Annotated in this window: 9 protein-coding genes; 4 read left to right on the top strand and 5 right to left on the bottom strand. The window is 65.8% G+C overall.

The genetic code is table 11. The features are described 5' to 3' along the window. Positions 1–2 precede the first annotated feature (2 nt). A complete protein-coding gene (locus SCNRRL3882_RS00240; RefSeq protein ID WP_010042694.1) occupies positions 3–6,416 on the bottom strand; it encodes an RHS repeat-associated core domain-containing protein in 6,414 nt (2,137 codons plus the stop codon). A gap of 160 nt (positions 6,417–6,576) precedes the next feature. Continuing rightward, positions 6,577–10,245, bottom strand: a complete 3,669-nt coding sequence (locus tag SCNRRL3882_RS00245) for a LamG domain-containing protein (protein WP_050810277.1) — start codon at positions 10,243–10,245, stop codon at positions 6,577–6,579. Positions 10,246–12,145: 1,900 nt separating this feature from the next. Between SCNRRL3882_RS00245 and SCNRRL3882_RS00250 the strand changes: the two genes are divergently transcribed. From SCNRRL3882_RS00250 to SCNRRL3882_RS00260, 3 genes are all read left to right on the top strand, one after another. After that, on the top strand, positions 12,146–12,751 hold the full coding sequence (locus tag SCNRRL3882_RS00250; RefSeq protein ID WP_050810276.1) for a hypothetical protein: 606 nt from the start codon (positions 12,146–12,148) through the stop codon (positions 12,749–12,751). Then, the gene (locus tag SCNRRL3882_RS00255) at positions 12,715–13,407 is read left to right on the top strand and encodes a hypothetical protein (RefSeq protein WP_158688434.1); all 693 of its coding nucleotides are present in this window, start codon (positions 12,715–12,717) and stop codon (positions 13,405–13,407) included. Before SCNRRL3882_RS00250 ends, SCNRRL3882_RS00255 begins: the two co-directional genes overlap by 37 nt. A 561-nt stretch (positions 13,408–13,968) precedes the next feature. Continuing rightward, entirely contained in the window at positions 13,969–14,202 is a 234-nt protein-coding gene (locus SCNRRL3882_RS00260; RefSeq protein WP_050810274.1) for a hypothetical protein, read from the top strand. Positions 14,203–14,298: 96 nt separating this feature from the next. Here the strand turns inward: SCNRRL3882_RS00260 and SCNRRL3882_RS00265 are convergent, their stop codons facing one another. Continuing rightward, on the bottom strand, positions 14,299–15,009 hold the full coding sequence (locus SCNRRL3882_RS00265) for a hypothetical protein (protein ID WP_010042682.1): 711 nt from the start codon (positions 15,007–15,009) through the stop codon (positions 14,299–14,301). An 81-nt stretch (positions 15,010–15,090) separates the two neighbouring features. Further along, positions 15,091–15,795: a hypothetical protein gene (locus SCNRRL3882_RS00270; protein WP_010042679.1), complete on the bottom strand. Its 705-nt coding sequence runs from the start codon at positions 15,793–15,795 to the stop codon at positions 15,091–15,093. A 329-nt stretch (positions 15,796–16,124) separates the two neighbouring features. Between SCNRRL3882_RS00270 and SCNRRL3882_RS00275 the strand changes: the two genes are divergently transcribed. Next, entirely contained in the window at positions 16,125–16,442 is a 318-nt protein-coding gene (locus SCNRRL3882_RS00275) for an ankyrin repeat domain-containing protein (protein ID WP_010042677.1), read from the top strand. On the opposite strand, the gene SCNRRL3882_RS00280 is transcribed toward SCNRRL3882_RS00275, so the two are convergent. Continuing rightward, a protein-coding gene (locus SCNRRL3882_RS00280; protein ID WP_231911211.1) for an IS5 family transposase occupies positions 16,432–17,231 on the bottom strand; the annotation gives its coding sequence in 2 pieces (ribosomal slippage) (positions 16,432–16,893 and positions 16,896–17,231; 798 coding nt in all). The genes SCNRRL3882_RS00275 and SCNRRL3882_RS00280 overlap by 11 nt on opposite strands. Between the last annotated feature and the right edge of the window lie 3 nt (positions 17,232–17,234).

Here is a 17,234-nt window from a genome sequence, read left to right on the forward strand (position 1 = left end):
AACTACCTCACTCTGATCGATGTTCCGTCGTTCTTAGTGGTAAATTTCCAGGCTTCTTGCTCGACTTGGCGCGGGGTGGCCTTGACAAATTGCACAGGGACACCTGCCTCCTTAAACGCATACAAGCGCCTGTTATCGAGAGAATAAATGTTTCCGTCTCGCTCGAATACACGAATCGGAGCAATATCCTCTGCTCTCTTTTCCCCGCTTCTCAACTGAGCCACAGTCTCATCGAGAGAACGGCCATCCTTGTAACTTCCCTTGATACTGTCCTGGGTATACCGAATTTTCTCGGGGTTCATTTTACCGGCAACCGGCAGCCCACGCGGCGGTCCCGGCTTGGGGCGACCAGCACCGCCAGGCCCTACCGGGACAGTGTTGTATTTCGCATCCTCACACGGGTACCCAGGGTTACATACAGGCCCTTCGATAAGCCTCCGGAGGAGTTCCCCTATGCCCAGCTCCGGCTGGGGGCCATAGAGGTCGAATGAGCCGTACGGGTTGTTATTGCCCTTGTTTTCCTTCTTATCCCCCGGCCCGGTAACCACCTTGCACATTCCGGTCGGGCTCATACCGGTACATGAGTAGCGAGGACCGCTGTTGATGCTCCCGGAGCTATCGGTGCTCGCCGTTCCACCACCGAGGCCAACGCTTTCGCGTGTCCCGTCGTAGGGGCCGTCATAGGGCGGCGGGCCATAACGTTTATCCGGCTTCTGGTGCCCCAGCTTGCCGCCGTCATCGGGCATGCAGTGACCGTTGCCAGGGTCTATGCACAAACCTGTCGGATCGCTGAATGTGACAGGCGTGTTGTTCGCGTAGGCATAGCCGTTGAGGGACTGGTGCTGATCGACGGCGAGTATCGGATCGACGCTGATGAACTGGCCGATCGACGGGTCGTACTGGCGGGCGCCGACGTGAGTGAGACCCGTGGATGCGTCCGACGGCTTGCCGAGGAAGGCCTTGTCGTCGGGCCATGTGGTCGCCTTCGGGCCCCGTACATCACCGAAGGGTGTGCTGAAACGCTTAGTGATCGCGTACGTGCTCGCCTCGAGGGCAATGCTTGATGTGCCGTGGTGGTCTGCGGCCAGGAAGTTGAGCTTCGTGCCCGAGGTGCCCGACGCCGCCGTGCGCACCGCGATGGTTTGGCCATTGGCGGTGTAGTAGCGCGTGCCGGAGAGGGTCTTCGTCGTGCCCTTGACTGTCAGGCGGATCTCGTTGCCGCCGGGCAGGTAGAGGACGGTGTCGCCATCACCCTTTGCTCTGCGCAGTAGCAGTTCGCCGGCTGCGTCGTGGAGGTAGGTGGTCTCCTTCGTGCTCTCGGTGAGTTTGGTCAGTTCACCTTCGTTGTTCCAGGCCAGTGTCTGCTGGGCTGTCGGACCGGGGCGGGAGGTGGTGTTGCCGCTGCTGTCGTAGGAGTAGCTGCCGGTCCGGGCGCCGGTGGTCTTGTCCAGCGTGTGCGGCTTGGTGTCCTTCGTCGTGTCGTCGTAGGTGTAGGTGGTGGTCTGGTCACCTGAGGAGGTGTGCTTGGTTTCGGTCTTGCGCTGTCCAGCCGGGTTGTAGGTGTAGGAGGTCCAGTAGGGGGCTGAGCCGTCGATGTTGGCCATCACCCGCCCGGAGGCTGTGCAGTCCGCGACCTTGGGGGTCCAGGCCTCGGTCAGACGGCGGTAACCGTCGTAGGCGAAGCACTGGTAGTCCGCTTTGGCCGTTCCGCCCTGGGTGGTGCCGTCGAAGATGGACGTGACGTTGCCGGCGTCGTCCTGGGTGAACTTCAGCTCCTGGGGCATGTAGCCGTGCACGTCATCGGTGACGTAGGAGCGGGTGAGACGGCGGGTGCCCGGCTCGTGGTCCCAGTTGAGATATGCCTTTTTCGACGAGGTCGCGGGATCCATCCCGAGGGCGAGTTGGCGCAGATCGCCCTGAGGGGAAAACGTGGCGCTCTGGAGATAGCCGGTGGTGCCGCTGGAGGTGATCTGGTGGCCGGTCGAGTCGTACTTGTAGGAGACCGTCTCGGAGGGCAGCCCTCCAATGGCCGGCGCGGCGTACTGGCTGGTCGTCCCGTCCAGGTTGAAGCCGGTGCTGAACGACAGGCTCTTCGGCACGCCGGCGGTCACCAGAGGCTCGGTGTCGGGCAGCAGCAGCTGGCTGCCGGTGACCTGGTAGAGGTTGTCGTAGGCGGTGACCTTCTGGGTGTATGCCTTGCCGGTGAGGCCGCCGTCGTAGCGGACCGCGGTGTCTTGCTGCCCCTTGGCGAGGGTGTCGAATGTCCAGGCTGCGAGCTTGTTGGTGTCCGTCTTGGCGACCTGCCACATGCCTGTCTTGCGGCCGAGGTCGTCGTACTCGTAGAGCAGTTTCTTGTTGGTGTCGGCGTTCGGCGTGGTGCTGACGGCCTGGTCGAGGGTGTTGTATTCGGTGGTGCTCTTGCCCTTGGCCGGGTCTGTTGCCGTGACCTGTCGGCCGAACAGGTCGTAGGTGTAGGACCACTTGGCCTGGTCAGGGCCTGTGATGGTTTCCTGCTGGCCTGCTGGCGTGTAGCTGAGAGTGGTTTTGGTGAAGTCGGTTCCAGTCGGTTGCGGGCCGCCGTACTCACGGCGTTCGGTTGTTTGGCCCAGGGCGTTGGTCACTTCTGCGGTGGCCTGGCCGCCGTTGGGGGCGCTGGTGCTGACCGTGTCACCGGTATAGGAGGTGGTGGTCGTCCAGCGGGTGGTGCCGTGTGTCTTGGTGACCGCCTTGATCGGGCGGCCGGCGCCGTCGTAGGTGGTGTCCGTCTGAATCGGTGCCTGACCGGCGGAGGTTTGCACCGGGGTGGATGTGGGGGCTGAGGTGCTGTCCCAGATGTCCGACTGCTGGCTGGCCGCCAGGCCTCTGGTGTCGTAGAGGTTCAGCGAGACGAGCCGACCGCCTTGCGGGGTCGGTGACTGGGTCTGGCGGGTGCGCAGCAGTGAGTCGTAGAAGGTGTAGCTGGTGTTGTAGCCGGAGCCGTCGCCTTTCAAGGTCCCTGTGGACACCCAGGACATGGCTGAACTGGTGACGTTGTAGGCGTAGACGTAGTTGGGTGTTTTATTCAGTGCCTTGAGGCGGTTGGGCAGCCACACCTTGGTCAGGCGACCGAGACTGTCGTACTCGGTTTCTGTGACCTTGTTGTTGGGGTCGGTCACCTTCCGTGGCGCGCCGGTGACGTAGTCGACGTTGGTCGTCGTCTTGTACAGCTTGGCGTCTTCGACAGTGGTCTCGGTCAGAGGGCCGGCTGCGGTCGGGGTGTAGGTGGTCTTGGAGACCTGGAGGCCGTTGGTGTTCTTGACGATGAGCGGGCGGCCGAGCGTGTCGAAGGTGGCAGTGGCCACCTTCTGCCAGGCGGGCGCATCGTCACTGCCGTAGCCCTTGGCCCGTCCGGTCCAGGTCGCGTCTCCCTTGGTGGGTGTCTGGGCGGCTGACCAGGCGGTGGCCGTCGCGTCGTCGTAGACGGTGGCGGTGTCGGCGATGACGTCACCGGGACGGCTGGAGTCGGCCGGCAGGTCGAGTGCCGAGTCGGCGGTGGAGCAGGGCTTGGCCACTGTCCGGGTGCGCGATGCCAGGGAGTTGATGCCCTTGGCGTTGTTGCGGGCGTACCAGGTGCGGGTGCACTTCTCGTCGCCGGTAACCGCGGTGTCGCCCTGGTCCTCGACGGTGGCGGCCATGCCGTAGTCGTCGAAGGTGGTCTTTACCGTGCGCACCCGGTCGTAGGGGGCGAGCTTGCTGGTGATGTTGGTGCGGGAATGGGTGGCACCGGTGCGGACGTAGTACGCCTCAATGTCCGCGTAGGACTTGTGCTGGGTTGCGGTGCGCTTTGACCAGGGATCGTTGATCGTGCCGGCGACTTCGGTGGTGCCGTTGTAGGTGACCGTCTCGCGGGTGAATCCCGCGTACTGGTCGGAGTCGGTGATCTTGCTGGCCTTGATGCCGGGAACTTCCGCCGTTTTGCGGGCGTCTGGATCGGGGGTCTTGCCGTCCGGCCCCAGGACGCGGTCGCCGTGCATGCCGCGCAGGTACACGGTGACCGTTTTGCTCTGGGTTCCGGTCGAGATGCCGGCGAGGTGGGTGACCTTCTCAAAGCCGCGCCAGATGGACCAGGTGCGCTCCTTGGCTGGGGTGAGCGGGTCCTCGTTGTAGTGCCAGGCGCCACCATTGGAAGAGTACTGGTAGGTGTGCTGCACCGCCTCCGAGCCGCCGCGCGGATCGGTGGTCTGCACCGCACTGACCGGGTACTTCTGGAACCAGTCGAGGATGGGATCCTGTTCGCCGTTGGGGGACCAGTACACCGGGTAGCAGCGCGTGGTGTTCTGGTCGACCTTGGGCATGGTCTGGCCGGCGGTGCAGTCGGCGTCCAGGTAGGTGACGATGGTCTGCGCGCCGGTCTCGGAGGTGACGGTCTTCAGGCGTGGCTTGTGCAGGGGCAGGATGTCGTCGGTTCCGTCGACCCGGTTGGCTCGCATCTCGTGTGTGAACTTGACGGGGTCCAGCGACAGGTCGGTGCCGCGCTTGCCGGTGTGCTTGATCTCGTCCAGCCACAGCGACTGATCGGAGGAGTCACCTGTGTCGCCCGGGTCCAGGTAGTTCTGTTTCAGGGACCAGACGTCCACAGGGTCGAAGGCCGGGGTGGTGGCCGCCGCGTTCCACGCGTAGGTGGTGACGGTGGTGAGCCGTTTGCGGGTGAAGAAGGTCGGGCCGGTGTTGCCGGTGCACTTGGCATCGTCCTTGCAGACGGCGTCGAACGGCACGTCCGGCCAGTTGTCCCGCTTGTCCTCGGTCAGCGAGTCGCAACCGGTGCCGGATGCGAGGCAGCGCTCCGCGTAGTCGAGGACCACCTTGTTCGAGGCGTCGGGAGAGCCGGAGAACAGGGCGCTGGCGCGCTGGCCGTAGCGGATCTCCTTGAGGTAGCCGCCGCGGACGTAGTCGGTGCCGGTGGTGTCGTCGCCGAGCTTGTCGTAGTTGTTGTGCTCGGCCGTGTACCAGTAGGACATGGCATTGTCGTGGGTGTCTTCGACGTAGTCGAGGTTCCACCGCCAGGCCTGAGTCTTGGAACGGCCGGAGAACGAGGTTCCGTCGGCGTAGCCGGGCTCGCCTTCGTCGTCGCCGAACACGGGTACGGTCCACACCGACCGGGTGCGGTCGTCGGTTCCGGCGCCCTCCAGCTTGTTCAGGCCGAAGACGTACTTGGTGCCGTCGCCTGTGATGACCGTCCAGTACTCGCCGTTGTCGTCACCGTTGTCGGCGTCGGTGGAGCGGGTGACGGTGGAGGCGTCGTCGTTCTTCAGCCGCCATTTGCCGGTGGTGTCGTCCTTGACCAGCTCGGTGGCCTGGCCGTTGAGGACGAGAGAGGCGTTGTCGTACTTCCAGCACAGGTCGAACTTGTCGTCATGGCCGTCGTCGTCACAGGAGCCGTACTTGCGCTCGATGTAGGACGAGGTCAGGTCGAAGCCCTCGCCGATCTGGCTGCCCTGGTTGTTGGTGCTCGCGGTGCGCCCGTCGACGGCACCTGAGTCGTACGAGAGGGACAGCGTGGGCTGGGGCCCGGCTGCGGCCGGCGGCACCCGCAGAGGGTAGGACCAGGTGAACGTGCCCGAAGAACCGCCTGCTTCCCAGGTCGAGGAGGCCGACAGCGGGGTTGCCTTGTAGTCACCGGCCCCGGACTGCGTCCCAGCGGCCAGTGCCAGCATCATGGGCGTGCCGGAGGATGGCAGGTTGATGGGCGCCGATACCTGCTTCTTCGAGCGATCGTTGGTTGAATCGAGTGGGAGGCGTTTGCGGCATTTCGCTGTGGTCGGATCCGTCAGCGAGCAGCCGGGCAGGCGCGTGAGCTGCAGGCGACCGGCCCAGTCGCCTCCGTAGGCGGAGGCAAAGGCCGAGTAGTCCAGGCCCAGCCGCCTCTTGCCGCCGTTCTTGGGGCCCGTGAGTTTCAGGGCGACGCCTTTGATGCCGAGCTTCGCCGCCGCCTTCTGATCGAGGACTTCAACCGTGATGGGCTCAGCTGCCTGGCTCTTGGCCGGGGCAGTCAGGGTGATAGGCAGGGTCCCAGGGTTGGCTTTGGCGGTGCCCTTGGCCGGCAGGCTCACGTGCGCTTTGCCTGCCTTGGGCCAGGTGGTCTGCTGCGAGCGGTCACGGCGTGCGCGGGCAATTGCCGCCTGGTCCGCTTCCGCGGACTTCTTCACCGTGGCGGCGGCCTTCTTGTTCACCTTCGCGGTGAACGGGCTGACCTTGGCCGAGCGGGCCTCCTTCAGACGGGGAGCGCCCAGGGGGTCGGAGTCAGCGGCGAAGGCTACGGGGGTGAGCAGGCCGGGGAGCATGGCCAGTCCAGTGGCTGCGGCCAGGCGGCGGGACCAGCGTCTGGTGATCTCGCTCCTGCGGCCCGGGCCGGAGCCGGGTATGCCGAGGGGGTTCATGTCGTGTCTTCCTGTACGGCGCCGGGGCGGCGCGCCGGACGCGGGCCGTCGAGACGGAGAAAAAAGAGGAGGGGGAAAGGGGGCCCGATCTGCCGACGCTGGGTGGCCGGGCACGCTCGCGCGGCCGTCCAGCACCGACAGATCTGGCTCAGGGCATGTCTCAGGTGGTGTTGGGCGTGTCCAGCACCTGGGAGCGAACCTGGTCGGCGGTCATGGCTCCGGTCCAGAGCCTGAGGTCCTGCAGGCCGCCGGGCAGATAGTTGCCAGTCTTACCTGAGGCGGTTCCGCGGCCTACGCTCAGCTCACCACTGCCCTGCTGCGGCGTGGAGAAGCCGGGCGTCTCCTCCGATGGCTGGTCGAATTCGCCTACGTAGAGGTGGAGTTGTCCGTAGCGGGATTCCGTTGTGCCGTCGGTGGGACTGGTCCACTCCCAGGCCTCTTGTGCGTCAAAGGTGCCCGTGATCTGGACCCACGTGTCGGTGGCGGCTACGTCCGCTGCCCGCACCTGCGCGCTCTGGGTGACCTTGCCGTCCGGCCCCACTGCGGTGCGGGTGAACTTCCACTGGTAGATGCCGTCGCCGGGCTTCATTACCCACAGCGCCCACGAGGACTCTCCGCTCAGGCGCTGGGCGGCTACCTGTGCCTGGTATCCGACCGGCTTGGCGTTGAGGGCCGCTGAATCGAGGCGGACGCTCGCCGACACCGTGAAGGAGCCGGTCTCGTCGACCACGGGTCCGGTGGCTGCGGCGTACCCGGCGGTGCCGTTCAGGAACAGCGCGTTGTCCTCCTCGTTCAGCGTGGCGCCGGATCCGGACAGTGTCATCGACGACAGCGGATAGGCCGTGGTCTCCGCGACCTGGGTGCCCTTGGCGGTGGTGGCGTCCCAGTGCGCGACCAGTTCGTTGGCCGGCACTCCGCCCTGCAGCACCCTGGCTTCGTTGGCGACCTCAGCTGGCTGCAGGGCGCGCTGCCAGACAACGGCTTCGTCGAGCAGCCCGAAGTGGTGGTCGACGTACTTGCCAGCCGCCTTGGAGCGGCCGAACTGCAGTCCCCCGCTTGCAGTCCACGGGGTGTACGTGGGGGCGGCCTTGGACAGGACGACCGGCTGGCCTTGGGGCTGGCCGTTGATGAACAGCTGGATGGTGTCGTTGGCCGGATCGGTGTCCGGGAGGTTGTCATCACCCTCGGTCTTGAAGACGCCCGCCACATGCGTCCACACGTTGAGCGGCGGGTTTTCCTGGTCGGACAGCGAGCGGATGTACACCGGGCTCGCCGAGTCCTTGTCTGCGCGGTTGAAGACCCACTTCTTGTACGCGGCGGAGTAGTAAAGCGTGAAGGAGCTGCCGTTCGTTCCCGGCGCGGACAGCACGGCCCGGTTGGCGGAGGCGTTGGACAGCTGCACCCAGGCGGAGACGGCGAAGGAGTCTCGGGTGTTGACCGCAGGGGCGGACGTGGCTGCGTAGCCGGTCTGCTGAGCCGGGTCGCTGGTGTCGTCGTTCAGACGCAGCGCGTAGTCCGCCTCGCCGCGTCGCGCCCTGGTCGACCAGCCGGTCCCTTCCTCGCCGACCAGCGTTGCGTCATGCCGAGTACCGACGGTGGCGGTGTCCTTGGCGGTCGTGGTGCCCGAACCGGGAACTCCGTCGAAATGCCAGCGACCCACCGCTTCCTGAGCCGTGGCTACCTTGAAGGTGAACTCCTGATAGGCGCCCCACCGGTTGTAGACGTCCTTCGCGCGTACCGATAGCACCTGGGTGCCTGACAGCGGCGGGGTCACGTTCGGGACGGTGACCTTGAGGGTGCCGGCGACCGGTTTGGCAGGTGTGGACAGCAGCTTCCACTCATAGCCAGTGATATCGGTTTTGCCGCTGGTGTTGATGTCGGCGGTGTTCGGCTGGAAAGTGAAGGAGCCGGGCACGCCCGGGCCCCCCTTTCCTTCGCAGACGTTCGCTGCGCATGCGGTATACGGGGAGCCGGCAGTGATGCGGGGCGGCTTCGGCGCCGTCGAGTCGATCTTGAAGTAGCACCAGGAGCTGTAACCGGAGAACAGGTCGCCGGACTTTCCGCTGTAGGACCAGTGGGACTGGGTGCGGGCCTTGTAGCGGTACAGGCCGCCGTCGGCCCGGTTGCTCATGCGGAGCTTTTCCAGCGTGCCGTCCGGGTGCCAGCCGGTATCGGGCGCATGGCCGGTCCACACCTGGTGCCAGGCCGCGTCGTCGCCGCGTTCCACAACGTACTCGGCCTGCAGGGATCCTTCCTGGTCGCCCTTGTTGGACTCGACCTTCGTCTGGACGCGGGCCTGCACGATGGGGTCCTTGCGGGTGACGATCAACGGGTCGCTCGAGGACTTCTTGCAGTACGCGGTGGTGCCTTCACCAGGGATGAGGCCGACGTCGGTGGGCGTGCCCGGCTTGTAGGCGAAGATGACCTGCAGTTCGGCGTTGTCGTCGAACCGCTTCCAGGCGCGTGGCTCGCCTTCGTCCTTGGCCCGCAGCATCAGTGTCAGGCGGCTGATCTTGCCGTCCGCGAAGGAGCGGACGGTGTTCTTGAGGTTCTCGTCCGCCTCGTCGGGATTGTCGTTGAACTCGATCCAGGCGTCGGGCTGGTCGGGCGTGCACAGGTCACCGCGCCCGGCGGAGACATACCGGTCGCCCATCTGGTCCAGTTGCTTGGGGCCCGGCCACCGGGTGCCTTCGGAGATGTTGTCGGTGCGCTCGAGGTCCACCCAGTAGGGATTGCAGTTGTACGACCAGGTCTCGCGGGCCCGGAAGGTGGCGTCCAGTACGTACTTGCCGGCGAGTTTCGTCGGGGCGAACTCGAAGTACATGCGGTCGACGTAGCCGGTTCCGCACGAATAGCCGTCGGCAGTCCCGCACTTGCCGACGCCTTTGCCGCCGTCGAACATCCAGAACTTGTCGCCGTCGGAGGAGATTTTCGTGCGCTCCTGGGCACCCAGGCCGACGGAGGGGTCGATGTACACCGGGTAGACGGTGTCCTTGCCACGAAGCAGGTCCAGGTCGGGGTGCACGGCCACGGTGTCGTTGTCCACCTTGACCGGCAGTACCGCGCTGGCATCTCCTTCGCCCGGTTGTGAAGGATCGTCTTCCCCGGGCTCGTTCACGACCGCCTCAGCCTTGGCTGCCAGGAGTTGGGGCTGCGGACCGGACTGGGTGTCATCACCGGCCGAGTCCCACATCTGCCCGGCCGGCCCTCTAAAGAGGGCATTGCCGTCCTCATCGACGGCCCGCAGACCGCCACCGGCACCAGGAACCACGGTCAGCCCGTCGCCGGATGCGGTGAGCTTGACCTGCTCTAGCTCGGGATTGGCGGCGGCGGCAGGCGTCGTCACGACGAGTACCTCGCGGTACCCCTCGGCAGTCGCCGTCAGTTGCAGATCCACCCCGTCCAACACATCGGCATAGGTGGCTGTTGCACCCTTCAAGGTCGGCTCGGGCAACGGGTCGCCCCAGCCGAGGGTGACGGACCGGCCGTCTTTGCCCATGCGGAGCATGTCGGAGCCGGAACCACCGCCGGAGAAGGACAGGTCGACCGCGGTTCCCTTGGGGACGATCCGCCCATCAGGCCGACGCTCCAGCGTGGGATCAACGGGCCGCCAACTGCCGTCCTCCCGCTTGACGCGCTGAGGCGTGGAGGACTGAGTGAGCAGGAAGGTGCCGTCCGGGTTGGCGTGCGTGGTGGAGTACTCGGTGCGGTCAGCTATCACCTCCACGGGCTCGCCGGAAGCCTTCGCCTGCTCCAGTGCGGTCGACTCGTCCACAACAGTGGCCGCTGCAGGCGTGGTTGCCGCTGCCGCCGCCGCAGCCGGCAGCATCGGCAGTGCGGACAGCACCAACGATGCGGCCACACCCCCCAGCAGCATCCCGCGCGTTCTTCGCGCACGCAGAACGAACACAGCCCCCACCCCCCGCTTCACGGAGCCCACCCTCCGTCACAAAATTCACACAGGAAGCACAGAGTTAATGCAGAGTTACCGACCGAGTCAATCAAGCGCGATCCGCATCACGCACACTTGTCCGAATCTAGCCTGAGCTGCCTCAATACACCTCCCCCGCCCCCATAGAACCTGAGGAACAGGCGCGGCACTCGGGAGCGGTCGAAGACGCGCATGCCGATGATCTTGCAGCTGCTCGCCGCGCGGCTGTCGCGCCAGGGTGTACCGACCAGAGGCCAGTTCAGCAAGCTCTGAACGCTCGTCAGGCACATACAGGAGGGCGAGCTCTGAGAATGCCATCGCTCTGCAGACCTGACTCCACCGTTGAGGTGCGAGTGAACGGAGGACAAGCCCCGACGCGGCGCGACATACAGGCGTCGACTCACAGTGGTTGCGAATTTGCGCAAAACATTGGTGATCCTCGACCTCGGCGGCCTGTCATGGATCGACACCCACCCCGCCCCACCTCCGGCCGCCTGAGCAGTGCGCGACCGAAGGCCCACGGAGAGCTTGGCGGTGATGGCCGCGCAGCTTCACAGGTTTCCGGCTACCTCTTCCGGCAGTCCCACAGTCCAGGCAACTGGAGGGTCGTGGAGGAGTCGCTCCTCGGGGGCGTCTGCAAACAACGTCCAAAGATCGGGGGTCTGTTTCAGGTGAAGGGTGACGTAGCAGTGCCCGGGTCACTCCGGCTGATGATCGGGGCCGCCGAAGTCTGGGCTGGTGTAGTCCGGACTGGTGAAACTCGGGCGCGGGGCGGGGCTCCGCCATCGGGACGCGAAAAACCGGGGCGGTCGTAGCCGAGGTGCGGCACACGACTGGTCGACGCTGGCGGTGCGGAGAATGGGGCTGCGGCACTGTGGGGGTCGGCCAGTGCCTCCCGCAGGAAGGGCAGGATGCCGCGCTCCAGCAGGGCCTCGCGCCACGCTTCTTTGGCCCGCGCCACCTTTTCGCCCATCTCGCCGTACGGCTCGTCATCAAGAGAAGGCGGCCGGCGACGGGCGATGGCCAACAGGACGACGAGTGTGCCCGCAGCCACGGCCCCCGACACCCATCCAGCAGTGATCATGGACCGGGCGACCTCCGGCTGTGCACTGAACAACGTGAGGACGAGGCCAGCAAGGAGGAAGATCGCAGTGACGGCTCCGGACAGGACGGCGACAGGCACGGCGAAGAAGGACAACGCGCCGGATCCGCCAGCCTCGGTCGAGGCCCGGTCCGTTCTGCGAGACTCCACCGTGCCGTCGGCTGGTCCCTCTGGGCGTACGTGCAGACCGAGCACCGCTGCCAGGAGGCGACGACCGTAGGACATCCTGGCCCACCGCTGGACTGGACACCCCCACTGATTCGGCGGCGGCCCCGGCATGGCCGGGCCGCCGGATCAGCGGGACCGCTCCCAGCACCGGACCAGCCACCCCTGAGTGATGGCGCTGACGCCTGGCTGGGAACTCTTGGACACGGGTTCAGCGTATGGCTGCGTCGCGCAGCCGCCCCGCCCGCCCTTGGCCGCTCGAGTTACCCGAAAGCACGAGGCGGAGCGCCCCGCTTCTTGAGGCCCGATTGCCGCAGGCCGACCACGGGCAGCAGGGATATCCCGGGTGCTTCGTTAGCCAGGGAGGGGAGCCAAGAGGCGTGAGCCATTGGCGGTTCGAACGCAAGGCGGCATTGCCTGGACGTACTCGGATTCGCACCCGACGGGGATGCCTGTCGCGCTTGCCGTGGGGTGCGCGAGTGGAATTTTGCCCCCTGTTCAGGGCACCTTGTCACGACCTACCGTCATTACATGGCCAATGGGGTGTACCACACCGGGTACGACATAGAGATCAATTTGTCCCGTGAGGACCTCGGCAACCCAGAGTATGACGGGCTGCTGGGGGAGATCACCCGGTCAGTAGGCGAGCGTCCCCGGCATCTGCTGCAATGCCTGAAGGACCGCAGGGGCGGGCAGTGCCACTGCGCTCTCGACGGTAAATCACCGTGGATGTTCGTCCGGCGTCAGCGCCGCGGTGACAAGGTCGTCTGGGTAGCGGCGCATCTGCCTCTCACCCACGTCGCTGCCCCTCAGGAAAGCGACAAGCACAAGGCGATGAAGGAACGCATCGCCCGTACCGCCGCCCGCCACGGACTGAACGTGCAGACCGAGGCACGATCGGACGACGGACGAGTGATCACTGATGTGCTCGTCACCGGGGCCGGCGGGCGTATCGGGTGGGAGGCCCAGTACTCCCCCATCACCGCCAACACCGTGCGGCGTCGTTCTCAGCGAGCACGCGAGCGCAACATCGCCCCCCTGTGGGTCACCGCTGACGTCACCTCGGATCTCACCGTGCACCCTGGGCCCGCGTCGACGACGTGCCCTGGCAGCGCATCGTCTCTCCGCTTGCCATGATCATCCGTGGTGGTGTCCGTCATCTGCAGATCTGGAAGTGCACCTCCGCCAGTGAGCGCCCCTGCCCCGAAGCCGCCGGTGCCTGCGACAGGTGGCACAGCGGCTGGTTCCTGCCGGCTCTGTGCATCCCCCAGGAGCGCGCCACCGCGCTAGACGAGCTCATCGTCACGAGCGCCGATGGTGAGCACCTACCCGTGCACACACGCAACCGGCGCGACGCCCGACGTACCTCCTACGTGTGGGCCCTGGCCCGCGATGTGCAGCGCTGGCGTGAGATCACCGGAGAGAGCGGCCTTGCACCCGACTCCTCTCCAGCCGAGAACGAAGCGGTCACCTACACCGAGCAAGTGCTGGACAGTTCGTGCCGCTACGGCGAAGAGGGCCCCCACAGCAGCGGTCCGCGCCCGCAGCGAGAGCTGACCTCCGGCACCGGACTGCACACCTTCGACAATGCACCCGACCACACCCTGCTCCAGCCCACTCGGCCTATCGCGTTGCGCCTGTCCCCGCGCGAGCGCCTGGCCGTCGCTGCGGAGCTGAGGTGCCCGCCCTGGGAGATCGGCCCCTGCATGCTGTGCGCCACTGCGATCCACCGCTACGGCCCCCGCAGCCCGAAAGTCTGCTCTGGCTGCCGTGCCAGCGCCACCATCCAGTAGGCATCACGAAGGTGCAGTGACACCCAGCGCCGTGAAAACCTCTTTCGGGCCGTTGATGGCGAAGACATCAGTGACGCAGGCGTCGAATCGAGATGCGAGCGCACAACAGCAACGCTGGCCGCGCCTTGGAGCACCAGACGATCAACGACCGGCGACGGACCGGTGTCGGCTCCCCTTTTATGGCGCGGATGCGGGACGCCGTCCACATATGCTCTCGACCAGTCGAGTTCGCCGGCCACGTTCAGCTCGGCGAGCAACACGCGGTGCAGTTGGTCGAAGGCACCGGCCTGCTGCCACCGTTCCAAGCACCGCCAGTAGGTCTCCCCGAGCCGAATCTCGGCTCCAGCGGCAGCAGTTGCCAGGCTATGTCGTTGTGGAGGACGTACAGGACGCCCGGCAGGCCTAGCCGGTCCGTCACCGCCTGCGGCCCGGGTGATCAGCGTCCACAAGTCGTCGTTGTACCGGCGGCAGTGGGAGCATCAACGCGATCTACAAGCCCAGCGGGGCTTCGAAGAGGCGAGGGTGTGGAAGCCGTCATGGATTCCGTTCTGCTCATGGTCGGTGACCGACACCAGTTACGGCCTGTTCCTCGACACTGAGACGGGCAGGATCGGGCACTGGGACGACACGAGTGTGAGCACGGTCGGAGACCAGACGTTGAGCATGCTGCTGGAGGAGATGGCCGACAAGCTGGAGCATCCGCAGCTGGCCACCGGCTACCTGCCGGGGCTGATCGGCGGCCGGCTGATGTGGGGGCCGCCGCTCGCCGCGGATGAGGCCGCTGCGTGGGAGTAGTTCACCGGCTGACACACGGGAGCGTGGAAGGGGGGGCGGTCGGATAAGGAACCCAGCCGCCCCCCTTCCTATTCTGTGTCCGAGGCCTGGGCGGTGCTAGACCTTTCGCCAGGTGCAGGTCGTCGTCGTTCCCGAGCAGTGGTTGAAGCCGGGGGTGTCGACGAAGAACCCGTCCTTGTCCAGCAGTCGCCACACGCTGGGCTGGAACTTGCTGAAGGCGCCCTGGTTCTGCGCGGAGTCGATGGCTGCCTGTCCGCATCGTTCACTGCCGGTGGGGCCGTTTGTCGCGGTGCGGGTGTCAGCGAACAGGCCGAACGACGTCGACCCGTCACCGACACCGTTGAACGCCCAGTCCGTGTACAGCTTGGCGCACTTGCTGCCGTCGGTGACCTGGTTGATACCGCCGGGGAACCCGCCGCTCTCGTGAGTGGAGGCGGGGGCGTACTCGTCGCAGTCGGTGCTGCCCACGATCGGGTCGGCGGGGTGCTTGGACCACGTGGACGGGCATACCACCTTGCGGCTGTCGTCCGAGGACCAGGCCGCGCCGGTGGACGGGTTTTTCACCGTGGTGTCCGGACCGAGGTAGTGCAGGAGGCTGTCCCACTTCTTCGATCCGGCATGGTCGGGCATGCGTTCCTGCATGACCCAGTAGTAGGCGCCGGCGGCCGGGTAGAGGTTGGTGTCGACAGTGAAGGTCGGCTTGAAGAAGGGGAATACGCGTCCCGGTGTGACCGCGCCTCGGGTGATGTCGTCGCAGCGGGGAGCCAGTTCGCGCACCGCGTCGATGCCGCTGCTCGGCGGTGGCATCGACGGAGTTGCTGGCGTCGACGCTGGCGGTGATGGACCAGTCCAGGTCGATCTGCTCCTTGCCCGTGCCCGTCCACCGGGTTACGACGGTGCCCAACGGCCGGAGTAGTCGCTGGTCGGGACGTACGTCCAGTGGGCATCCGCGGTCGGGTTGGCGCCGTCGTCGGTCCACTGGATCGGCGCGACATCACAGGACGAGCAGGATGAGGCGACGTTCCACTTCATCGTGACGCTTTGAAGGGCGGGGTCGATGTAGGTGGGGATGATGACCAACTGCTGGTCGAACTCGGCGAAGTCGCTGCCGCTCTCCGACTTGTTGCGGTAGGTCTTCATGCGCTGCTCGAACAGGAACGTGCCACGCCCGATGCCCGGCTTCTGCGGGTCTGAGTCGAAGAAGTACAGCTCGCCTTCGCCCAGATCCTTCAGGCAGGCTTCGGTGCGGTTCATGTAGTCCAGGCCGTCAGCGGCGTTGGTGCACCAATCGACCAGGTCCACCGCGTCGTTGCCGCCCGGGGTCGGGGATCCCTCCGCAGCCTCGGCAGAGGCATCAGTGAAGGTCTGCTTGGTCTCCCTGGTCTTGCCGGGCCTGGGCGCTTTGGACCGCTTCGCCTTGTCCTTGTTGCTCTGGTCAAGGGTGAAGCACACTCGGCGGTCCTGCTTGTCAGGCTTGGAACAGTCGTCCTTGGCGAAGTCCGACAGGGTCGGCTCCGACGTCGCGGACGGCGGGGTGATGGTGGCGGACCCGTCCGGATCTGTGCGGGTGAACTCCACGGTGGTCTGCACCACTGGGTCGATCCCCGCGTGTCAGCGTTCGGGGTGCCCATCTATCCGTGCGGGTCTGGGCTGCCAGTGCTGACGGTGGATTCCTCGACTTCGGCAACCAAGCCGTAGGCGCACTCAACTCACCATTGAGCGAACGCCTGTGGCGCATCAGGCCGTCGGCCACTGCGGCCGCACCTCGCTCACGACTGGCGTGCAGGCTGCCGGTGGACGCGAGACCCCTCCTCACACCCCCCACGAGTCAGATATCAACGACACTCGTTAGCAGTGTCAGTCCTCTTACAGAGGCTGAGAAAAGCACTGGCCGGGTGGTGCGGCAACGGTTGAATGCCGCCATGGAGAACACCTGGACACCGGCCCATCAAGCGGTCGAGAGCGAGGACGCACAGACCTTGGCTCAGCTGTTGGCCAAGGGAAGCGACCCCGATGAGGTATGCGACAACATTACGCTCCTGACACACGCCATCGACATGGAAGGCGATGGCGCCCTGCAAAGCGGCAGCCCGCTGACCGTGCATACAACCGCAGTGCTCCTGGCCTTCGGTGCCGACCCGCAACTCCCAGACCCGGGCGGACAAACACCCATGGACCTCGCCCTTCACTACGGCCATGACCTGGCCGTCAAGCTGTTGCAGCGGCACATCAGCTCGTGAGGCGACGCAGGCAGATGAGGGTGCAGGCGATACTTGTGAAGGCGAGGAAGTGTTCGGGCTTGCGTTCGTAGCGCCGGTGCAGGCGGCGGCAGCCGGCCAGCCACGAGATGGTCCGTTCTACGACCCAACGATGGCGGCCCAGCCGCTGGGAACTGTCCATTCCCTTGCGGGCGATCCAGTGTCGAATGCCACGTGCCGATAACCATCGCCGCAGGTGGGCGTAATCGTAGCCCTTGTCGGCGTGGAGTTCTGCCGGTCTGCGTCGCCGAGGCCCGCGGTGGGAGCGGACGGGTGGGATGCCCTGAACGAGCGGGACCAGGGCCTGGCTGTCGTGGACGTTGGCTCCGGAGATACCGACAGACAGGGGCATACCGTTCCGGTCGGTGATCAGGTGGATCTTCGCTCCGTATTTGCCCCGGTCGACAGGATTCGGACCTGTCAGATCCCCCTTTTCAGGGCCCACATATTCACCGAATCGATCGCGCAGCGGGACCAGTCGACATCGCCGCGTGAGCCGAGCTCGTCGAGGACTAAGCGGTGCAGCTTGGCCCACACCCTGGCATGGGTCCACTCGGTGAAACGGCGGTGAGCCGTCGCACCCGACGGCCCGAAGGAAGCGGTGGGGAGCTGCTGCCATGTACAGCCCGACGTCGACACGAACACGATCGCGGCCAGCACCTCACGGTCACCGTGGCGACGCCGACCACCACCTTGAGGCCGAGTTGGCGCCTCGGGCACCACCCGCTGGAACAGTTCCCACAACTCGTCCGGCACCAGCCGTTCAACGATCCC

Origin of the sequence: Streptomyces chartreusis NRRL 3882, from assembly GCF_900236475.1 — a bacterium.
Lineage (GTDB): Bacteria > Actinomycetota > Actinomycetes > Streptomycetales > Streptomycetaceae > Streptomyces > Streptomyces chartreusis_D.

Coding starts and splice junctions, on each gene's coding strand:
- SCNRRL3882_RS00275 (WP_010042677.1), top strand. CDS start 16,125: ATGGAGAACACCTGGACACCGGCCCATCAAGCGGTCGAGAGCGAGGAC.
- SCNRRL3882_RS00250 (WP_050810276.1), top strand. CDS start 12,146: ATGGCCAATGGGGTGTACCACACCGGGTACGACATAGAGATCAATTTG.
- SCNRRL3882_RS00245 (WP_050810277.1), bottom strand. CDS start 10,245: ATGCTGCCGGCTGCGGCGGCGGCAGCGGCAACCACGCCTGCAGCGGCC.
- SCNRRL3882_RS00265 (WP_010042682.1), bottom strand. CDS start 15,009: ATGCCACCGCCGAGCAGCGGCATCGACGCGGTGCGCGAACTGGCTCCC.
- SCNRRL3882_RS00240 (WP_010042694.1), bottom strand. CDS start 6,416: ATGAACCCCCTCGGCATACCCGGCTCCGGCCCGGGCCGCAGGAGCGAG.